This is a genomic window from Streptomyces sp. NPDC056580 (genome assembly GCF_042793175.1).
Taxonomy (GTDB): Bacteria; Actinomycetota; Actinomycetes; order Streptomycetales; family Streptomycetaceae; genus Streptomyces.
Genome location: NZ_JBHTVE010000020.1, coordinates 20,351 through 36,554, shown reverse-complemented (window position 1 = coordinate 36,554; position 16,204 = coordinate 20,351). Strand labels below are relative to the sequence as shown.

14 protein-coding genes and 5 pseudogenes are annotated in these 16,204 nt (G+C 67.0%); 13 read left to right on the top strand and 6 right to left on the bottom strand.

The window, feature by feature from the left end; translation table 11 throughout:
* The first annotated feature begins 107 nt into the window (after positions 1-107).
* Positions 108-431 carry a UBP-type zinc finger domain-containing protein gene (locus tag ACFQ9Z_RS34280; protein WP_383029193.1) on the top strand — a complete coding sequence of 108 codons (324 nt, stop codon included), beginning with the start codon at positions 108-110 and terminating at the stop codon, positions 429-431.
* Positions 432-541: 110 nt separating this feature from the next.
* On the top strand, positions 542-895 hold the full coding sequence (locus tag ACFQ9Z_RS34275; protein WP_383029191.1) for a hypothetical protein: 354 nt from the start codon (positions 542-544) through the stop codon (positions 893-895).
* Here ACFQ9Z_RS34275 and ACFQ9Z_RS34270 read toward each other — a convergent pair.
* Positions 892-1,482 (bottom strand): DUF488 family protein, encoded by a 591-nt coding sequence (locus ACFQ9Z_RS34270; RefSeq protein ID WP_383029185.1) that lies wholly within the window; start codon positions 1,480-1,482, stop codon positions 892-894. The genes ACFQ9Z_RS34275 and ACFQ9Z_RS34270 overlap by 4 nt on opposite strands.
* Before the next feature lie 60 nt (positions 1,483-1,542).
* Positions 1,543-1,755: pseudogene (locus ACFQ9Z_RS34265) on the bottom strand (GPP34 family phosphoprotein); the annotation flags it as partial.
* A gap of 107 nt (positions 1,756-1,862) precedes the next feature.
* On the opposite strand from ACFQ9Z_RS34265, the gene ACFQ9Z_RS34260 reads away from it, so the two are divergent.
* Positions 1,863-2,285, top strand: coding sequence for a hypothetical protein (locus ACFQ9Z_RS34260; RefSeq protein ID WP_383029182.1), 423 nt, complete (start codon positions 1,863-1,865; stop codon positions 2,283-2,285).
* A 121-nt stretch (positions 2,286-2,406) separates the two neighbouring features.
* Positions 2,407-3,132, top strand: a pseudogene (locus tag ACFQ9Z_RS34255) (IS5 family transposase); the annotation flags it as partial.
* A gap of 14 nt (positions 3,133-3,146) precedes the next feature.
* On the opposite strand, the gene ACFQ9Z_RS34250 reads toward ACFQ9Z_RS34255, so the two are convergent.
* Positions 3,147-3,578, bottom strand: a complete 432-nt coding sequence (locus ACFQ9Z_RS34250) for a hypothetical protein (protein WP_383029179.1) — start codon at positions 3,576-3,578, stop codon at positions 3,147-3,149.
* 26 nt (positions 3,579-3,604) lie between these two features.
* Between ACFQ9Z_RS34250 and ACFQ9Z_RS34245 the strand changes: the two are divergent.
* From ACFQ9Z_RS34245 to ACFQ9Z_RS34230, 4 genes and pseudogenes are all read left to right on the top strand, one after another.
* Positions 3,605-4,030 (top strand): annotated as a pseudogene (locus ACFQ9Z_RS34245) (transposase); the annotation flags it as partial.
* 365 nt (positions 4,031-4,395) lie between these two features.
* Positions 4,396-4,947: a hypothetical protein gene (locus ACFQ9Z_RS34240; protein ID WP_383029176.1), complete on the top strand. Its 552-nt coding sequence runs from the start codon at positions 4,396-4,398 to the stop codon at positions 4,945-4,947.
* Between the two features lie 114 nt (positions 4,948-5,061).
* Positions 5,062-9,480, top strand: coding sequence for a hypothetical protein (locus ACFQ9Z_RS34235; protein WP_383029174.1), 4,419 nt, complete (start codon positions 5,062-5,064; stop codon positions 9,478-9,480).
* A gap of 716 nt (positions 9,481-10,196) precedes the next feature.
* A complete protein-coding gene (locus tag ACFQ9Z_RS34230) occupies positions 10,197-10,454 on the top strand; it encodes a hypothetical protein (protein WP_383029395.1) in 258 nt (85 codons plus the stop codon).
* 34 nt (positions 10,455-10,488) lie between these two features.
* Here ACFQ9Z_RS34230 and ACFQ9Z_RS34225 read toward each other — a convergent pair.
* Positions 10,489-10,676, bottom strand: a pseudogene (locus ACFQ9Z_RS34225) (IS5/IS1182 family transposase); the annotation flags it as partial.
* A 58-nt stretch (positions 10,677-10,734) separates the two neighbouring features.
* Between ACFQ9Z_RS34225 and ACFQ9Z_RS34220 the strand changes: the two are divergent.
* Entirely contained in the window at positions 10,735-11,007 is a 273-nt protein-coding gene (locus ACFQ9Z_RS34220; protein ID WP_383029171.1) for a YrhB domain-containing protein, read from the top strand.
* Positions 10,986-11,429 (top strand): hypothetical protein, encoded by a 444-nt coding sequence (locus tag ACFQ9Z_RS34215; RefSeq protein ID WP_383029168.1) that lies wholly within the window; start codon positions 10,986-10,988, stop codon positions 11,427-11,429. Before ACFQ9Z_RS34220 ends, ACFQ9Z_RS34215 begins: the two co-directional genes overlap by 22 nt.
* Positions 11,430-11,467: 38 nt before the next feature.
* Here the strand turns inward: ACFQ9Z_RS34215 and ACFQ9Z_RS34210 are convergent, their stop codons facing one another.
* The gene (locus ACFQ9Z_RS34210) at positions 11,468-12,346 is read right to left on the bottom strand and encodes a metallophosphoesterase family protein (RefSeq protein ID WP_383029164.1); all 879 of its coding nucleotides are present in this window, start codon (positions 12,344-12,346) and stop codon (positions 11,468-11,470) included.
* A gap of 171 nt (positions 12,347-12,517) precedes the next feature.
* Here ACFQ9Z_RS34210 and ACFQ9Z_RS34205 point away from each other — a divergent pair.
* Positions 12,518-13,393: pseudogene (locus ACFQ9Z_RS34205) on the top strand (helicase associated domain-containing protein); the annotation flags it as partial.
* Positions 13,394-13,512: 119 nt separating this feature from the next.
* Here ACFQ9Z_RS34205 and ACFQ9Z_RS34200 read toward each other — a convergent pair.
* The gene (locus ACFQ9Z_RS34200) at positions 13,513-14,289 is read right to left on the bottom strand and encodes a hypothetical protein (RefSeq protein ID WP_383029161.1); all 777 of its coding nucleotides are present in this window, start codon (positions 14,287-14,289) and stop codon (positions 13,513-13,515) included.
* Between the two features lie 366 nt (positions 14,290-14,655).
* Here ACFQ9Z_RS34200 and ACFQ9Z_RS34195 point away from each other — a divergent pair, with 366 nt between their 5' ends.
* Together ACFQ9Z_RS34195 and ACFQ9Z_RS34190 are read left to right on the top strand one after the other, a co-directional pair.
* On the top strand, positions 14,656-15,048 hold the full coding sequence (locus ACFQ9Z_RS34195; protein WP_383029158.1) for an ester cyclase: 393 nt from the start codon (positions 14,656-14,658) through the stop codon (positions 15,046-15,048).
* Positions 15,041-16,138, top strand: a complete 1,098-nt coding sequence (locus tag ACFQ9Z_RS34190; protein WP_383029155.1) for a Gfo/Idh/MocA family protein — start codon at positions 15,041-15,043, stop codon at positions 16,136-16,138. Before ACFQ9Z_RS34195 ends, ACFQ9Z_RS34190 begins: the two co-directional genes overlap by 8 nt.
* The last annotated feature ends 66 nt before the right edge of the window (positions 16,139-16,204 follow it).

Genomic DNA, 16,204 nt, shown 5'->3' with positions numbered 1-16,204 from the left:
GCGGCGACGACGTGGGGGCCGCCCGGGACTCCCGGGCGCATCCGGTCCGCGGTGCGCGCGGGAAGCCGGGATGAGGTGACCAGCGGCGACCGGCACGAAAGGGCACCATGAGCGACTGGGTCGTACGACCGGACGGCGGCCGTCCCGAGGGGCGCGGCTGCGCACATCTGCCGCAGGCGGACGCGGCGCCCGCGCCCCTCGGCGGCGCATGCCAGGAGTGCGCCGCACGGGGGGACGGCAAGGGGGGCCTGCGGCTCTGTCTGGCCTGCGGCCACATGGGCTGCTCGGACAGTTCGCCGGGCGCCCACGCCACCGCCCATTTCGACGCGACCGGGCACCCGCTCGTACGCTCCGCGGACCCCGGCGAGGCATGGGCCTGGTGCTACGTCGACGAGGTCTTCCTGGAGCCGCACGGCGGCACGCCCGCCTGAGCGGGTCCGCGAGGTCCGCCGGGCCGGCCCGGCGGCATGACACTTGTCATGCGCAACGTGGGACCGGGGACACTGGGGGCCCAACCGCCCCCGCCCGTACGGTACTTCCCATGACGAAGAGCAGCGGACAGGATCCGCAGAAGACCGATGTCAGGGTCAGCCTGATCGGCGGCCACCGCCTGGAGGGGGCCACCCTGCACGAGCGGACCGTCACAGCCTCCCTCATCGGTGGGGCGGACATCGACCTGACGGACATCGACATCCCGGACGGTGCCGAGCTGCGCATCACCAAGGTGAGCCTGATCGGAGGCGTCAAGCTGAGGGTCGCCCGCGACGTCCGGGTGGAGGTCCACGGGCTGCGTCTGGGCGCGGTGGACGACGACGGCCCGAGCGAGCCCGGCGGTCCCACGGTGCGGATCGACGCCTGGGGCCTGCTCGGCGGCGTCACCGTCCGCCGCGCCTAAGGAGACTTTCGCGCCAGGTCCTGGACGGGCCCGCCGTCGTAGACGAGGAGGCCGTCGTCCCGGAGGCGCACGCCCGGGGTCGGCGAATGGGCGGTGAGGCGTCCGTCGTGCATCAGGTGCCGGACCGGCGCGCCGCGGGCCAGCACGGCGAAGTCGGCGATCAGACGCCGGTGGCAGCGCCACCACACCGCCTCGCTGCACATCACCGCGGTCCGCCGCTCGCCTGTCTGCCGCATCAGCTCGTCCATCGCGGTGACGAACTCGGGGCTGCGGGTGTGCGCCGCGTAGCCGCGGAACGACTCGTTGCGCCAGACGGTGTCGGGCGAGTCGGGCGCGGGCCTGCGCCATCCGCCCAGCCGTTGCTCCCACCGGTAGGCGATGCCCGCCTCTGGCATCCATTCGGCCAGCCGCCGCCGTGACAGATCCGGGTTCCGGCGGCTGCCGGGAGCGGTTCTGACGTCCACCACGGCGTCGACGCCGGCCTGCTGGAGGAGGCCGGTCAGCGTCGCCCGGTCCGCCGTGCTGTGGCCGAACGTGAGCAGCTCCAGGGCTGGCTCCGAAGCCCCGCTGCCGGCCGAATCCCTCACCGGCCCCCGGTACCCGTCCGCGCCCGTCCGATTCGTCCGCGGAGCGGTTCCGGGGGGGGCTCAGCCGCCGCCCATGCCGCCCTGCGCGGCGATCATCGTGGTCGGCAGAGCGCGTACCGCTGCCTCCAGACCGGGCGCGAGAGCGGCGAGGGTCCCCGTGCAGGCGTCGATGCGGGACCGGTGGGTCCAGCGGTCCTGACGGGAGACGACCGAGCGGACACCGCCCGCAGCGGCCAGCGCCAGCAGCGCCGCGTCGGCGGCCGGGACCTCCCGTCCCGCGTTTGCGCGCGGATTGACATGTACAGGACATAGTAAGATCGCTGAGGTGCGATGGAGCAGCCGCCTGACCCGGTGGCACGAACGTGAGTGAGGCAATGATAATGAGATGGCGAAACCGCTTCCGGGCCTTGGCCACCACCACTGCGCTCACCGGGTTGATCCTGGTGGGTCAGGCGAGCAGTCCCGCATTCGCGGTCGCGGCCGGGTGCACCGCCACGGGCGTCAGCGGGACCGTCAACGTGGACGGTTACACCGCAGGCTCCCACAACTACCCTTACGTGTACCTCTCATTGGCTGACACCGCGGCCGACGGCCACCACGTGCGGATCCGCTTCATCTCCCTCAGCGCGGCGGGTCCCCACACGTACTACCCGTGGCATGCCCTTTACGACGGTAACGGCACCTCTACGGGCTGGTCGACCTCGGCCTACTCCGCTGCCACCACCGCGGGATTCGCCGTCCAGGCCGCGGTCTATGAGGGAGACGACCAGATCCGGTACTGCACCGACTACAAGTGGTACTGACCGGAACGGCCTCGCCGGGCCCCGGTCTCGGCAGGCGGCTCCCCTCCTGTGCGGCAGAGCCGGGGCGCGGTCTCTGTTCCCCAGGAAGTGGCGTTAGATCAACCACTGGCAGCCAGAGACACGGCCACCTCAGCACGACCTGCGCCGAATCATGGGCGCTGTTCTCTACGTCGACCGTACGGGCATCCCCTGGCGGTACCTGCCGCACGACTTCGCGCCATGGGAGACGGTTTACGGTTACTTCGCCGCCTGGCAGAAGGATGGTGTCTTCGACCAACTCAACGGGCTGCTCCGCCGCCTGGTCCGTGAAGCCGAGGGCCGGGATGCCGAGCCGAGCGCGTGTGTGCTGGACGCTCAGAGCGTCAAGACCTCCGCCAACGTCCCTGCCGCCGGCCAAGGTATCGATGCGGGCAAGAGAATCGCAGGCCGCAAGCGCCACATCGGCGTCGACGCCCTCGCCCTCGCCCTCGCGGTACCGGTCACGGCCGCGAGTGTCTCCGACAAGGCCGACGGCATCCAGGTGCTCTCGCAGATCTCGCAGGCACACCCGCACGTCACCAAAGCCTGGGCGGATACCGGCTACCGCACCAAAGTCATCGACCACGGCGCCCGCCTGGGCATCGATGTCAAAGTCCTTCGCCGAGACCCGACAGAGAAAGGCTTCAAGGTGATCCCGCGGCACTGGGTCGTCGAGCGGACCTTCGGCTGGCTGATGCATCACCGACGCCTCGCCCGCGGCTACGAAACCCACCCGCACCGCTCAGAAGCCATGATCAAGCTGGCGATGGTCGACTTGATAAGCCGCCGACTCAGCCGCGAGTCGACCCCGAACCGGCGCGACACCTGACCGCCCACCGGCGGTCAGACCTCGTAGGGCCAGACCGTGACGTTGTCCGGTGCCACACGGACCTCAATCCACGACCCGTCAACACCACCCGGAAGAGGCGGGTTGGCAAGATCGAACAGGATCACCGAGCCGCCCACGTCTAGGACCGCCCCTCCGTCCTCGTCGAGACTCAGCTGGCCACGCAAGACGATGCGGTCACCGTCTTCCCACAGCTCAGGCGCTCCATCAGTGCTTGGCCAGGCGTTCTCCGTCCAGACGATGTCCTCATCCACGGTCCACTCGACGTGGTGCTCTCGCCCCACCTCATGGCGTGCCCCCTGCCAGAGCACCACAGCAGTGCCCACTGCCGAGTGCACTCGGACGAACAGGGTCCCCGATCGGGCCGGCTGCACTGCCTCCACTTTGACCAACACCCAGCCATCATCCTCGATGGGCTTACCAAACACCTTCGCCAGGACACCACGCTCGTTATGCCGCGATCATCGCGTCGCTGCCCGGCTTGGGCCCCATCCTCGGAGCCGAGTTCGTCGTCGCCGCGGGCGACATGACCGCCTACGCCGACGCCGGCCACCTCGCCTCAGCCGCCGCGCTGGTCCCCGTCCCACGGGATTCCGGCCGCCGCAGCGGCAACGGGCGCCGGCCCAAGCGATACAGCCGCCGCCTGCGCAGAGTCTTCTACCTCTCCGCACAGAGCAGCAACATCGGCGACGGCCCAAACCGGGAGTACTACCTCAAGAAGCGCGGCGAGGGCCGCAAACACGTCCAGGCCGTCATCGCCCTCGCACGACGCCGCACCAGTGTGCTGTGGGCCTTGCACCGAGCGGACGCTGACCCGCGGCTTCTTGGTGATGCCGAGCTCGCCTCGCTCCGGGGAGACCTCTTGGGCCTCGAGCTATAGCTCTTCGCGGAACTGCGCCGTTCCGCGGTCAGCCAGCACTTGCTGTGGAAATCGCGTGCCCCGGTGATGCCGTACGGGCGATGACGACCCGTCAGTCCGCCAACAACCGCACGAGTCAGCATGAAGCCTCGCAGTCGAGGATTCGCCTTCGGGGCCCAGTTTTTATGCTTAAAGGCGTTATGGCCACTTGCGGGGGATCGAGGCCTGCCCGACTGTGGCACACAACACATACCCAGACTGTCACGTAGGGTGGTTGGCCAAAAGGGCCCCAGACCGTGAGTTCCATGCGAAAACGCAGGTGCAGAAATCGGCGCGCCGTTCTTTGTGTTGCATCCTCAACTGCTGCTCGCGACAACCTTGTTGCTGTGAAGAATCTGCCTGACTACAGTCCTGCTGTATTTGTGTCTTCGAGCACCACGGCATTTCAGATCCTGGGGGGATTTGTGTCTTCGTTAGGCCAAAACTTGATGCGCCTCGCCGTCGCGGCTTCCGCCGTTGTAGCCGTGGGTGTCGCACTACCAAGCACGCCGGCGGCCGCCGCCTCAGCGACGGTGTGCGGCAGCGGTTACGAGTTCACGGATGCCAAGGCCCTGCCCAGCGCCGACAAGCGCTACGCGACGCTCTTCTTCTACATGAAGGGCGACAGTGCATGCGCGATTCTCGACAACAACACGAGTGGCGCGGCCAACTACATGGACCTGCGGATGTGGCCGGGCGACAACAAGTCGGCTGGCGACCGGGACTACGGAACCTTCCCACAGTACGCGGGCCCCGTGTACAGCAGCACCCAGGCGGTCGGCGGCCGCTGTGTCGGCATCTCCGCGCTCATGAAGAACGAGGCCGAAACGTCGAATCTCGTCAACTGGTCGGGTGGATACGTCTTTTACGTCGGCAGCGACTCGTCCGAGTGTGCCTGAACCCCGGCCTCCGCACGGTGAGCCGAAAACAACTCACGTCGAAAGTATGGGACATCAACCTTGAGACCTAGACGAACACTTCACGGTCCGCTGATCGTGATAGCCGCGTGCGCCATGCTGAGCGGCGGCCTGCTGAGTGCAACTCCGGCATTCAGCGCGTCAACGACTCCTGCCACCACGCCCGCAGCCCGTACATCCGCTTCCACCGCAAGTCACTCGCCCCGTTCCGGCCGGGTCGCGGACCCGAACAAGAAGCTCGGCAAGGGGTGGAAGACATCCCGCGACCGGGCCGTCACGGCTGCCGCCGACGCAGACGGCCTGCACATCCTGACCGCCGACTCCGCACAAGCGTACGCCTGGAAGACCGCCGCAATCCTCTCCGAGCCCACACTGCCGGCCGACTCCTGGATCGGCAACCAGTGCGTGATGGACCGTGACCACGTGGCGGTCGTGTATGCCCCGCGTACGTTCACGAACAAGCCCGATCTGTTCCAGGGCGGGGCTTTTACGGCCATCGTCGACACCAGGATGGGCGCGGTCTCCAAGTTAGGGTTCACTGCGTCGCTGGCGTACTTCGACCCGACTTGCAACACCTCCGCGCACACCGCGGCCTTCACCTCCTACCGGGACATGAACGACCCGGCCAAGGTGAAGACCCGCGTGATCACCGTAAACACTGCTGGCAAGCAGCAGGCCCAGTCGTCGGTCAAGGGTGAGATCACCTCCGCCGCGCCGGTCACCGGCGGCGCGATCGGCGCACGCGGACGTAACTTGGTTCGGCTCGGCAACACGGGCAGCAAGGCGACTGGCAAGACCACCAAGGTGACGTCCGTCGCTGCGCTCGCCTTCGACATCACGCCGCTGGACGCGGCGGGTGGGAAGCTCGCCTACGTGACGCGTGGTGCCAAGCAGCACACAGCCCAGGTGTGGCACGGTCACGGTGCCGCGGCAACGGTGGCGTCCGGCCGCCCCGGCGACCTAGACCTGACCGCGGGCGACGCGGGCAAGGCGTTCCTGACCGGAAAGCCCACCGGTGTGGTGCACACCAGGGGCACAGGCATCAGCTTGCTCGACGCGCCCGCCGACACCGATGTCTCGACACACGGCCGACTGGCGGTCGACCCCGTCCTCACGGCGGGCATAAAGGCTGGCCTGTCCCGCGTCCAAGACGCCGGACGCGGCTTCACCAAGTCGGCTCCGCTCCGGTCCGGTTCGCAGCAGCCCGCTGTCACGGACTCTCCTCAGACGCTGGCGAAGACGGCGCCGATCACCGTCACCGCCACGGCCACCAGCACGGGCTTCGAGTTGACCCAAAAGGTGATGCCCGAGGTAGCCCCGGGTTCGCTGGACCCCTCCCCGGCGCTGAGCGGCACCACCAAGCTGATCACCGAGAAGGCGGCGTCCGCCTCCCCGCTCGCGGCCACCGCCGGCACCGACGCGGCGCACGACCCGACCGACCCGGACCGCTGGTGCTCCATCTCCCGCAACGACGTGAACGCGCAGGCGCTGCAGCCGACGCCGAACCAGGTCGAGTGGGCCGTCGACATGGCGGTACGTGGGAACCTGAGGTCCAACTGGATCCGGCAGGGCGGCTACCGCGATCAGGCCGGCCTCACCGCCGTCGACCCGCAAGGCATTTTCCCGAAGCCGACGCTGAACGGCAACGCCAGCGCGCGGATCCCGGCCAATGTATTGCTCGGCATCATGGCCCAGGAATCGAACCTCTGGCAGGCCGAGTCAGGCGCGGTCCCGGGCCAGATGGGCAGCCCACTGGCCGCCGTGGACGGCTACTACGGTCACAAGGCCGATGGCTCCCTCGCCGACTACTGGCAGATCCACTGGGACAAGTCCGACTGCGGTTACGGCGTAGGCCAGGTCACTGACGGCATGCGTATCGCCGGCCATCCGAAGGACAAGGAGACCCTACTCGACCCGAAGCTGCAAAAGCTCGTCGCCGTCGACTACGCGAGCAACATCGCCGCATCGATGAAGATCCTCGCCGACAAGTGGAACGAGGTGCACACCGCAGGCCAGACCGTCACCGTCAACAACGACGATCCGGCCCGGGTGGAGAACTGGTTCACCGCAGTCTGGAACTACAACCTCGGCTTCAATGCACCGGGCGCCAACGGCTCCTCCTGGGGCCTGGGCTGGTACAACAACCCGGCCAACCCGGTGTACAAGAACGACGAGCCCTTCATGGACACTTCCGTCGACCCTGACGCCAACCATGACGCGGCGCACCCACAAGACTGGCCGTACGAGGAGAAGGTGATGGGCTGGTCCGCCTGGTCCATCGACACCGGCTTCTCCTACGCCACCTCCGGCCGTCAGGACTGGGACGGGGAGTCCGGGTTTTCCTCGGCCGGCTTCCGTCCGGCCTGGTGGGTCGACAACCTCGCGCGCTCCGCAGTCTCCCCGCCCAAGAGCACTTTCTGCAACGAGCAGAACCATTGCAACGCGTCGAACCCGCCCGACTGCCCCGATGCCGACTGCTACAAGCAGTACTGGTGGAACCAGTCGAACGCGACCTGGAAGAGCGACTGCGCCTCCACCTGCGGCAACGAGAACATCAAATACGCAACGCTCGTCGCCGAACCCGGCCGCGGCTACCGCCTCAAAAACGGCACCCCCGTGTGCACCGGGGCTCCGTCCGGCTCCACCGTCGTCGCGTCAGTGCCCAACGGGACACCGACCTGGAGCGACTGCGGCTCAGTGTCTTCGGGCGGGAACTTCCGTTTCACCTTCGCGCCGGACGCCTACGGGAACTATGAGGCCAAGGCAGACCTGCATCAGATCGGCGGCGGCTACGGCGGCCACTTCTGGTATACCCACACCCGGGACACCGACCACCTGGGAGGCACGACTGTCGGCCCGATGACCGTTCGCGGCACGTGGACTCCCAATGGCGACTTCGACATCGCCCAGGTCTACGTACATGTTCCCGACACCGGGGCACAGACGAATCGGGCGCATTACGAGATCAGCGGTGCCGTCGGCGGTACCTACGATCGCTTCGTCAACCAGGACGGCAACAACGGCAAGTGGGTCTCGCTAGGAGCCTTCAAATTCGACAGCACACCGAGCGTCACCTTGTCGAACTACACCCCGACCGGCGACGCGGAGGACGACATCGCCTACGGTGCTGTCGCGTTCAAGCCGATCCAGGGCACATTCGTGCACCGCACCCTCACGGCGGCCTCGGTCTTCGATCCCAACCAGGAGCTCAACTCCAACTGGCCGGTCACCGATCTCAACACCCCCATTCGGTCGGAAAAGTCGCTCTATGACTGGGCGACCGAGCTCTCCTACGGGACGAACGGTGGTCCGCTGTGGGATGGCACACCCAGCAATTCGGTGTCGTCGGCAGGCCTGACAAGCTGGAACGTCTGCTCTGGCGAGCTCAAGGAGGACTGCATAGGCTCGAGGACCTACGCCGCGGGCGAGAAGTGGTACCAGAACGTCAAGGCCGGCGGGTACACCCCGACCGCGGACGGGTCTGTGCCATCGATGTCCGTCCCGAGGTGGATGGGCATGTCCAACGTTCGCCCTAACCCATCGGAGTCCCCCGCTCAGGCGTATCAGGACCCGAACAGCTACAAGATCAAGAGTGACGTCGACGTGACTTTCGTGAAGGACGACACGGGGCATGTCATCTCCGGCAGCCAGGGCGCGAGTTACAACGTCGGCGTCGGCAACGCCCACCTGCCCGGCTTCGTCACCGACCTGATCAAGGCGATCTCCGCTGACTACGGCATCCCTGCCCCCGACCTGACCTACACGACGCCCGACGCGCTGGAGTACGGACACACATACACCGCGAATCCGCTGGAAGACGGCGACACACCAGGGCAGGCATACCTGCCCCATCTGCGGGGTGCGCGTGTGAACTCGGACAACACTTGCGTGGACATCCGAGCAGTCGGCGGTGGCGTCCACGGGTACCGCGCGATGATCGGACAGAAGTCCATCAACGACAACTTCAAAGCGTGGGTGGACAAGGTCAACGCCCACCCCTACACCGTCTACGCCGTGCGCCGGGCAGCTGGGGACATCTACTCGATGTTCTTCAAGAACTCCGGCGAGTGGAACAACAACATGTGGGGCACCATGATCGGCAACGCGCCGCCGATCTGGCACGACATCGCCGCCGCCTTCTGCGCCGACGGTTCCGTGAAGCCGACACACGAGGAGGACGACGGGGACATGTCTCCAGGCAATGCACTCGTGTTCCAGAGCTACATGCCCGACCTCTACGTCTACGTGGACGGAAAGATGACCGACAACCTCGGCCGTCCGTCTAGCAGTCGGGTGCACCAGGGGGATTGGAAGAACTTCTCCAACTTCCCCGCCACCGCGCCCTATGGCAACGCGTTCGCCAGCTGCGACGCCTACAACCGGGGCAGCGGCGGTAACCCGTGGAGGGTGGATGCGCCTGTCCCGGTGGTAGGCACGGGCCCCGGGAACCGCCCGGGCAGCGTCGTCCACTGCGACGAGCCAGGTACGTTTTTCACGACCACCGTGACGCCCTGACCTCGGGCACTGGCTGACCTGCGCAAACCTGACTGCCCATGACCTGCCTATCTGAGTGTTCTTGACTTCGCTCAAGAGCGGCTGACGAGATCCCGACTGATCACCACGATCGGTCGGGATCTTCGTCGTTTCCGAAGATTGCTCCACCGTGTTCGAGGTGATCGATGGCGGCGACCCATGCTCTCGGCGTTGCGTGTTGCGTGTTGCGCGTCGCGAGGGGCCTCGGCGCGCCGGGGCGGTGGTGATTTGCTGGGATCAGCGTGGTTAGGGGGTTACTGAGGTGTAGATGTCAGGTAGCAACATTCCCGCGCGCGCTCCGAGGGGTGTTCTGCCTCAGGGTCGGATAGGGCGGCGGCGCAGGCGTCAACGGCAGATGCCTGTGCTCTGGTAGAGCAAGGTCTCAAAGTTGTCGACGTTGCCGGCGGCGAAGGGGGCGACAATAGGTCATGCGTCCAACTGGGCCTCGGTGTGGCTGGCATCGTTGATTACCACCTCGTCGGTGCCAGGCCTGTGGTGCACACCATCGGCCAAGGCGACGGAAGGGGGCGCAGTGGTCGAGTTCGCCATTATGACCAGGAGAAGGTCGGCGACGCGGTCGCCCGTCACCCGACGTGTAGTGATCACGAGTTATGGAGTCTCGGCGCGAAAGCCGTGACCATCCGCGGCTTCATTATGGGGTATTATAATAATGCGGGTTAATATGGGGGGAGAGTGTGGTGAGCTACGGTTCAGCGGTCCTGTTCAGCTTCGGTCTAGTCATCATCGTTACGGTTTGCGTGGGCTCGTTGGGTGTCTACGCCTTTACCCGCAACCGTCTTCCCGGCCGACTGCTGCGCCTGATCGTGCGCAATCCACGTCTGTGGGGGCTGGGTCTCCTGCTCCTGGTTGCGAGCTTGCTCACCTACTCTTGGGCGCTACTGGTCCTGGGCTTGGTCTGCACCGTGTGCGGCCACGTCCTTAAGCCGACCGGATGAGACCGTGCCCTACATGGTCGAACTGAGCTACTGCGTTCGTGCGCCCGTAGGCCTCGACCAGCAGGGCCCGGTCCTCCAGCGGAGGACTCCACGGCCAGCCCTTGCGAACGGCATCCGCGCCCTGGTGCCGCAGAACGGTCACCAGCTTCGCGAACTCCTCGGGCTCAGCCCGGTAAACGGGGCTATCCAGGACGGTTCCGACGCAGTGACCACACCAGCCACGCGGAGATCATCCCAGGCCGGTTAGTGTGCCTTCGTCGATCCGACGGACTGCAGACGGATGATGGAGCAGGACGAAGCCCTGCAGCTCGCGGTGGAGTTCCTCGCGCATAGCCAGCGCGATGACGAGCCGCCTCTCACCATCGACACTAAGCGAGTCCGCGAGAGCAACGGGCTACTGATCGCGCCCTACAACTCCGTGCAGTACCTCGCCTCGCGCGATGCGCGACAGCAACTGCTGGACTGCTGGCCCATCCTCGTCGACCTTGAACGCGGAGATGTGCGGTTCGGGACTCTGGAAGAGCGGCATCTGTGGAGGAAGCCGAGCGCCTGACGAGGCTGCCGCTGCCCCGCAACCACAGGTACGGGACAACCCTTAGGCCGCAACGCGAGAAGGACGGACGCGAGCTGGAGCTCTGTTCGATGGGCCAGGACTCCCCCACCTTCAGGCCGTGGCTGGCCGAGTTCGCTCTCGCCGAGGCCATCGAGCGAGGCGTCCTCGCCGGGTTCGAGATCGACGTCCTGGAGATCGAGGACCCCGACTACTTTGTCGGCCTGTCCGACCAGGCGCGGCGTGGCCGGCGGCTCGCGCTGCTGCAGGCCGCGCTCCTGGAGCACGCCAGTGCCCGCAACATCAAGACGATGATGACCTTCCACAGCCGCGTCGAGGAACCCGAAGCCTTCGCCCTCAATCTCCCGCAGACCGGTTTCTCGATTCGAACAGCCAGGAGTCGCAGCGGGTACTGCTCGGCATGAACAGCAAGCCAGTGAAGCGGCGGAGCGGAGCCCTGGGCTCACTTCGGGTTCACCGCAGGGGGGCCGAGCCTCTCGATGACCTCGCGCATCTCCTCCTCGTCGGCCTCGTAGACCGTCTCACCCATGCGCGGATCACGGACATGCAGCGTGTGGATAAGTGGCCCGTGGGGTGTTCCGAGCTGCACGAGGGAGGCTGACGGGCCGTGGACAGCGCGCTCGGTGCCGGGCCGAGCCGTCAGATCGATGCGGCTGACGACGCCGGGCGTCACCCAGACGGTTGCTTGTTCCAGGTGCCCCACGATCTGCAGGTGGAAGTGCCCGCTCAAGATGAGTTGGACGTCGGTTCCACGGACGGTCTCGGCCAGTTCTGCATCGTTCTGCAAGCCCAGCGCCCGCTGGACGTCGACGTCCAGGGCGACCGGCGGGTGGTGGAAGGCCAGGACGGTGCCCAACGGTGCCGGGCTGCGGAGTAGTTCGCGGAGCCAGTCGAGTTGGCCTCGGTCCAGTCGACCGTAACCCTTGCCCGGAACGAGCGTGTCCAGCGTAATCAGCCGCCATCCGTCGATGGTGCTTGCCCCTGCTCGCTCACCCGCCGCTCCCTCGTACACCGCCTCGGGCTGGACGTGGCCGCTGCCGAGTACGTCGGCGAATGCGGTGCGGTCGTCGTGGTTGCCCGTCGTGTAGAAGACATCCGCCCCTCGTTGGCTGGCGTACCTGGACAGGAGCCCCTGCGCCCGCGTATATGCCTCGCGAGAACCATCGTCCGCGACATCGCCCGTGACCACTACTGCGTCGAGGTCGCGAAGGTGGCCCAGTCCGGCAAGCAGGCAGCGGAGTGCGGCAGTACCGTCGGCCCCGTCGGCGTCGGGACCGCCAGAGCGGTCGAGATGAGTGTCAGAGAGATGCAAGATCCGCATCATCTGAAACTAGCTTTCGGCCCCCGCGCCGAGCCATGGCTTTTCCGGTCATGCGGTCGGCACCCACTGGCCGTTCCCGACTGTCCCTGATCACGAAATCGAACGGGGCCAGCGATCGGTGCCGTCCGAAGTGCTGAACAATTGCTGCCCGATCCCGCGTACAGAATCAGCCCCCTCGTCGCCGTCCTCCAAGGCCTGCGCTCCCACTCCGAACACCTCACCGAACAACTCGCCAACCGGGCCCTCACCCGAGGAACGCGCACCGTGCATGTTTGGCGGGACGCCGACGGGCGCATCATCGCCGCCGCCGGCACCGGCCCGGAAGGGCCGGAAGCGGGAAGCGGCACGGTGGAGTCGGAGCTGCTGCAGTTCGCCAGCCCCCGCGACCCCGCCACCATCACCGCGTTCCTGCGCACCCGCGTCTACCGGCCCCAGTCACTGGTCCGGCTCGAGGGCTACCAGGCCCTCCTCCTATGGCGGACGGAGAACAACATCACCGGGCTGTGCGCCGTGCCCTACGACGTCGAGACGCGGGTGGGGGTGACGAAGGCGTTCCCGCTGGGCAGGTGGGTCCACCAGCAGCGCAAAGCGCTACGGAGTGGCGAGCTCGCCCCCCACCGCGTCGAGCTGCTCGACGCCGCTGAGGCCGGGATGGTGTGGGAGCCCGGCGAAGAAGCGTGGGAGAACAAGCTCGCCACCCTCCGGTTGTACCGGCGCGCCACCGGCCACCTCGCGCCGCGGCAGGACGCCATGTGGAACGACCCCGACGGCCGGCCCGTCGCGATCGGACAACTGATCGCCAACCTCCGCCGCCCCCACGGCCTCGGCAAAAACCCCGACCGGGCGGCGGAGCGCGCAGGGCAGCTGACCTCGATCGACCCCGACTAGAACTGCTCCTGGCCACTGGACTGGCAACGCCACCACCGCCTCCTCGCCGACCTCGCCACCGACGAACCAGGCGGCCGGCTCCCCGACACCGCCCCCGGCGTCCACCTTAACGGCGACGACCTCGGACGATGGCTCCAGCGGCAGAGGCAGCCCAGCACCTGATCGGGACGACAAGACTGCCGCCGACGCCGACACGATCGGCATCGTCCGGCAGTTTTTCGACTCTGCCCGCTCCGCCGACGACCCGACCTGAGCCACCCCTACAACGCCAGCAACCCCTACAACGCCAGCAGCAGCGAGCCGTACAGCAGGACCGCGATCAGGAAAGCGGCATAGGAGTTGTCGACGCTCTCCGAGAACTCGTCCTGAATGATCATCAGCACGGCGCCGCCCGCGACGAAGGAGACCAGCATGGCGAGCACCGGTGGGTCGATCGCCACCTGCGTGCTGAGGAACCATCCGACAAGGAAGGCGCCGGTCAGCATCCATCTGCCGATCCGGTGGTAGGCCGAGCGGTGCATTTCCAGCAGGTGGAAGTCGATCACCAGGAAATGCATCGTGATGGCGAAGGCGAAGATGAGGAGGCCGAACACACTGGTGATCTGGCCCATCAGGTAACCCAGCAGGACCTTGTACAGCGACATGCCGACCATATGCACCCAGAAGTGCACCGGACGCCCCGCGCCCTCGCTGGACCCATGGTCGGCGGGTCGTTCGATCCCTCTCTCCAGCCCGTAGAAGAGCGTGAACCCCAACAGCAGGGGAAGAAAGGGGTTCTGCTCCCCCCAGGCGGAGAGCGCCCCGAGCCACCCGGGGAACCTCAGGACATAGGGCCTATCCGCGTGCAGCTCCTCGTCAGCGAGGCGCGTGATCTCGGGCAACAGCTGCAGGAAGATGTAGGTGATGGAGATGCCGTCGGCAAACGCACGCCAATACCTCGAGTCGATGTACCTGCCGGGGTGCACGTAGGGCGACCAGACGTGCAGGAACGCCAGGGGCAGGCCGATCGCCAGGGTGAGAGAGAGGTTCAGCACGTCGTGGCTCCCGTCGCTCATGCCTGCGTGGTGGAACAGGACCCCGGCGCCATTCTGCGCCGTCCCGCCCGATGCCCGCGGCGTCATCCCATCTGACATCGGCTGGTCACCAAGACCTTCAACTACCCGGCCGGGATCACCCTGCGCTTCGCGCGCGTCGTGCGGTACCGGGAGGACAAGCGACCCTGGGAGGCCGACACCGTCGAGGCCGTACTGGCGGCCCACCCGGAGGTCGGCCGTGACGGTGCGGCAAAACTTCGGTACCGTTCGGGACAGAAGTTTCGAGCAGTGGTTCCTCCCCTGCCGACGATCACCGCGATGAAACCGTCAAGGGCCGTCGCGAGAAACCGAGCATGACCTCCGCTCCGGGGGCCGAAGAAGGGGATCATGTTCGACACCGACCTGCGCGAGTTCTACCTGCACTACATCGGGGCGCTCAACGCCCACGAGATCTCCCGCATGGACGAGTTCATCAACGACGAGACCACCCTGAACGGCGAGCCGGGCACTCGGGACCAGGTCATCGCTGTGCTGAACGGCGATATCGACGCGGTCCCGGACTTCCACTGGGAGCCCCGGGAGATCGTGGTCGACGGTGATCGCCTGGCCGCCCGTCTGACCAACACGGGCACGCCCGCCAAGGAGTGGCTCGGCGTGACTCCCACCGGCGCCTCGTTCGAGATCGTCGAGTACGCCATCTATCAGGTTCGTGACGGGCGGTTCGTGCACATGACGGCCCTGCACGACGCCGAGACCCTGAGGCGGCAGCTCGGTGCCTGACGCCCGTAAGCCGATCGGCGTCGGCATCGTCGGCCTGAGCGCCACGGGAGGCTGGGCGGCCGGGGCTCACCTGCCCGCGCTGAGCGCCGTCGACGGGATCGAGCTTCGCGCGCTGGCGGCGAGTTCCGAAGCCTCGGCCCGGGCCGCGGGAGCGGCGTACGGCGTGCCCGCGTACACGTCGGTCGAGCAGCTCGCCGGCGACGAGAACGTCGACCTCGTTGTCGTCGCCGTCAAAGTGCCTCAGCATCGCGACCTCGTGTTGCCCGTGCTGAAGGCGGGCGTGCCGGTGCTCTCCGAGTGGCCGCTCGGCGTCGACCTGCGCGAGGCCGAGGAGATGGAGCGCGCCGCCGGGACGACGCGCACCTTCGTCGGTCTTCAGGGACGCTCCTCGCCTACCTTCCGCTGGCTGGCCGACCTCGTGTCCGAAGGATTCGTGGGGGAAGTGCTCTCCGCCACCGTCGTGGCGTCTTCGACCGAATGGGGCACTCCGGTGTCTGCGAACATGGTCTACACGCTCGACCGCAAGCTCGGGGCCACGATGCTTACCATCCCGTTCGGACACGCGATCGACCTGGTGTCGATGGTCGTCGGCGAGCTCCACGAAGTGGTCGCTACGACCGCGACCCGGCGCCGCCAGGTTCCCCTCGGGCGCACCGGGCAGGTCGTTCCGATGACCGCCGAGGACCAGATCGCAGTCTCGGGCACCGTGGCGGGCGGGGCGATCCTGTCCGTCCACCACCGTGGAGGCGCGGCATCGGATGCAGGATTCTCTCTGATCATCGACGGCACTGAGGGGAGCCTCGAGATTACCGCCGCCGAGTTCCCGCACATCGGTCCGGTCACGGTGCGTGGCACACGCAACGGCGGTCGGTCTACGAAGCTCACGCTGCCCAGCGGCTACGACGACTATCCCGGCCTGGCCGGAACAGTGATCCACACGCTGGCGCACGCCTACGCCGCGATTCGGGACGACCTCATCCACGGAACGGCTGTCGCCCCGGACTTCACCCACGCCGTCAAGCGCCACCGACTCCTTGACGCGATCGCACGGTCCGCCGCCACAGGCCAACGAAGAGCCCTCCATCCTTAGACGCGCCGCCAGTCGATTTCGACACTGTCCGACATCACTTCGCCGCATCGGCCCCTGCCACGTGTG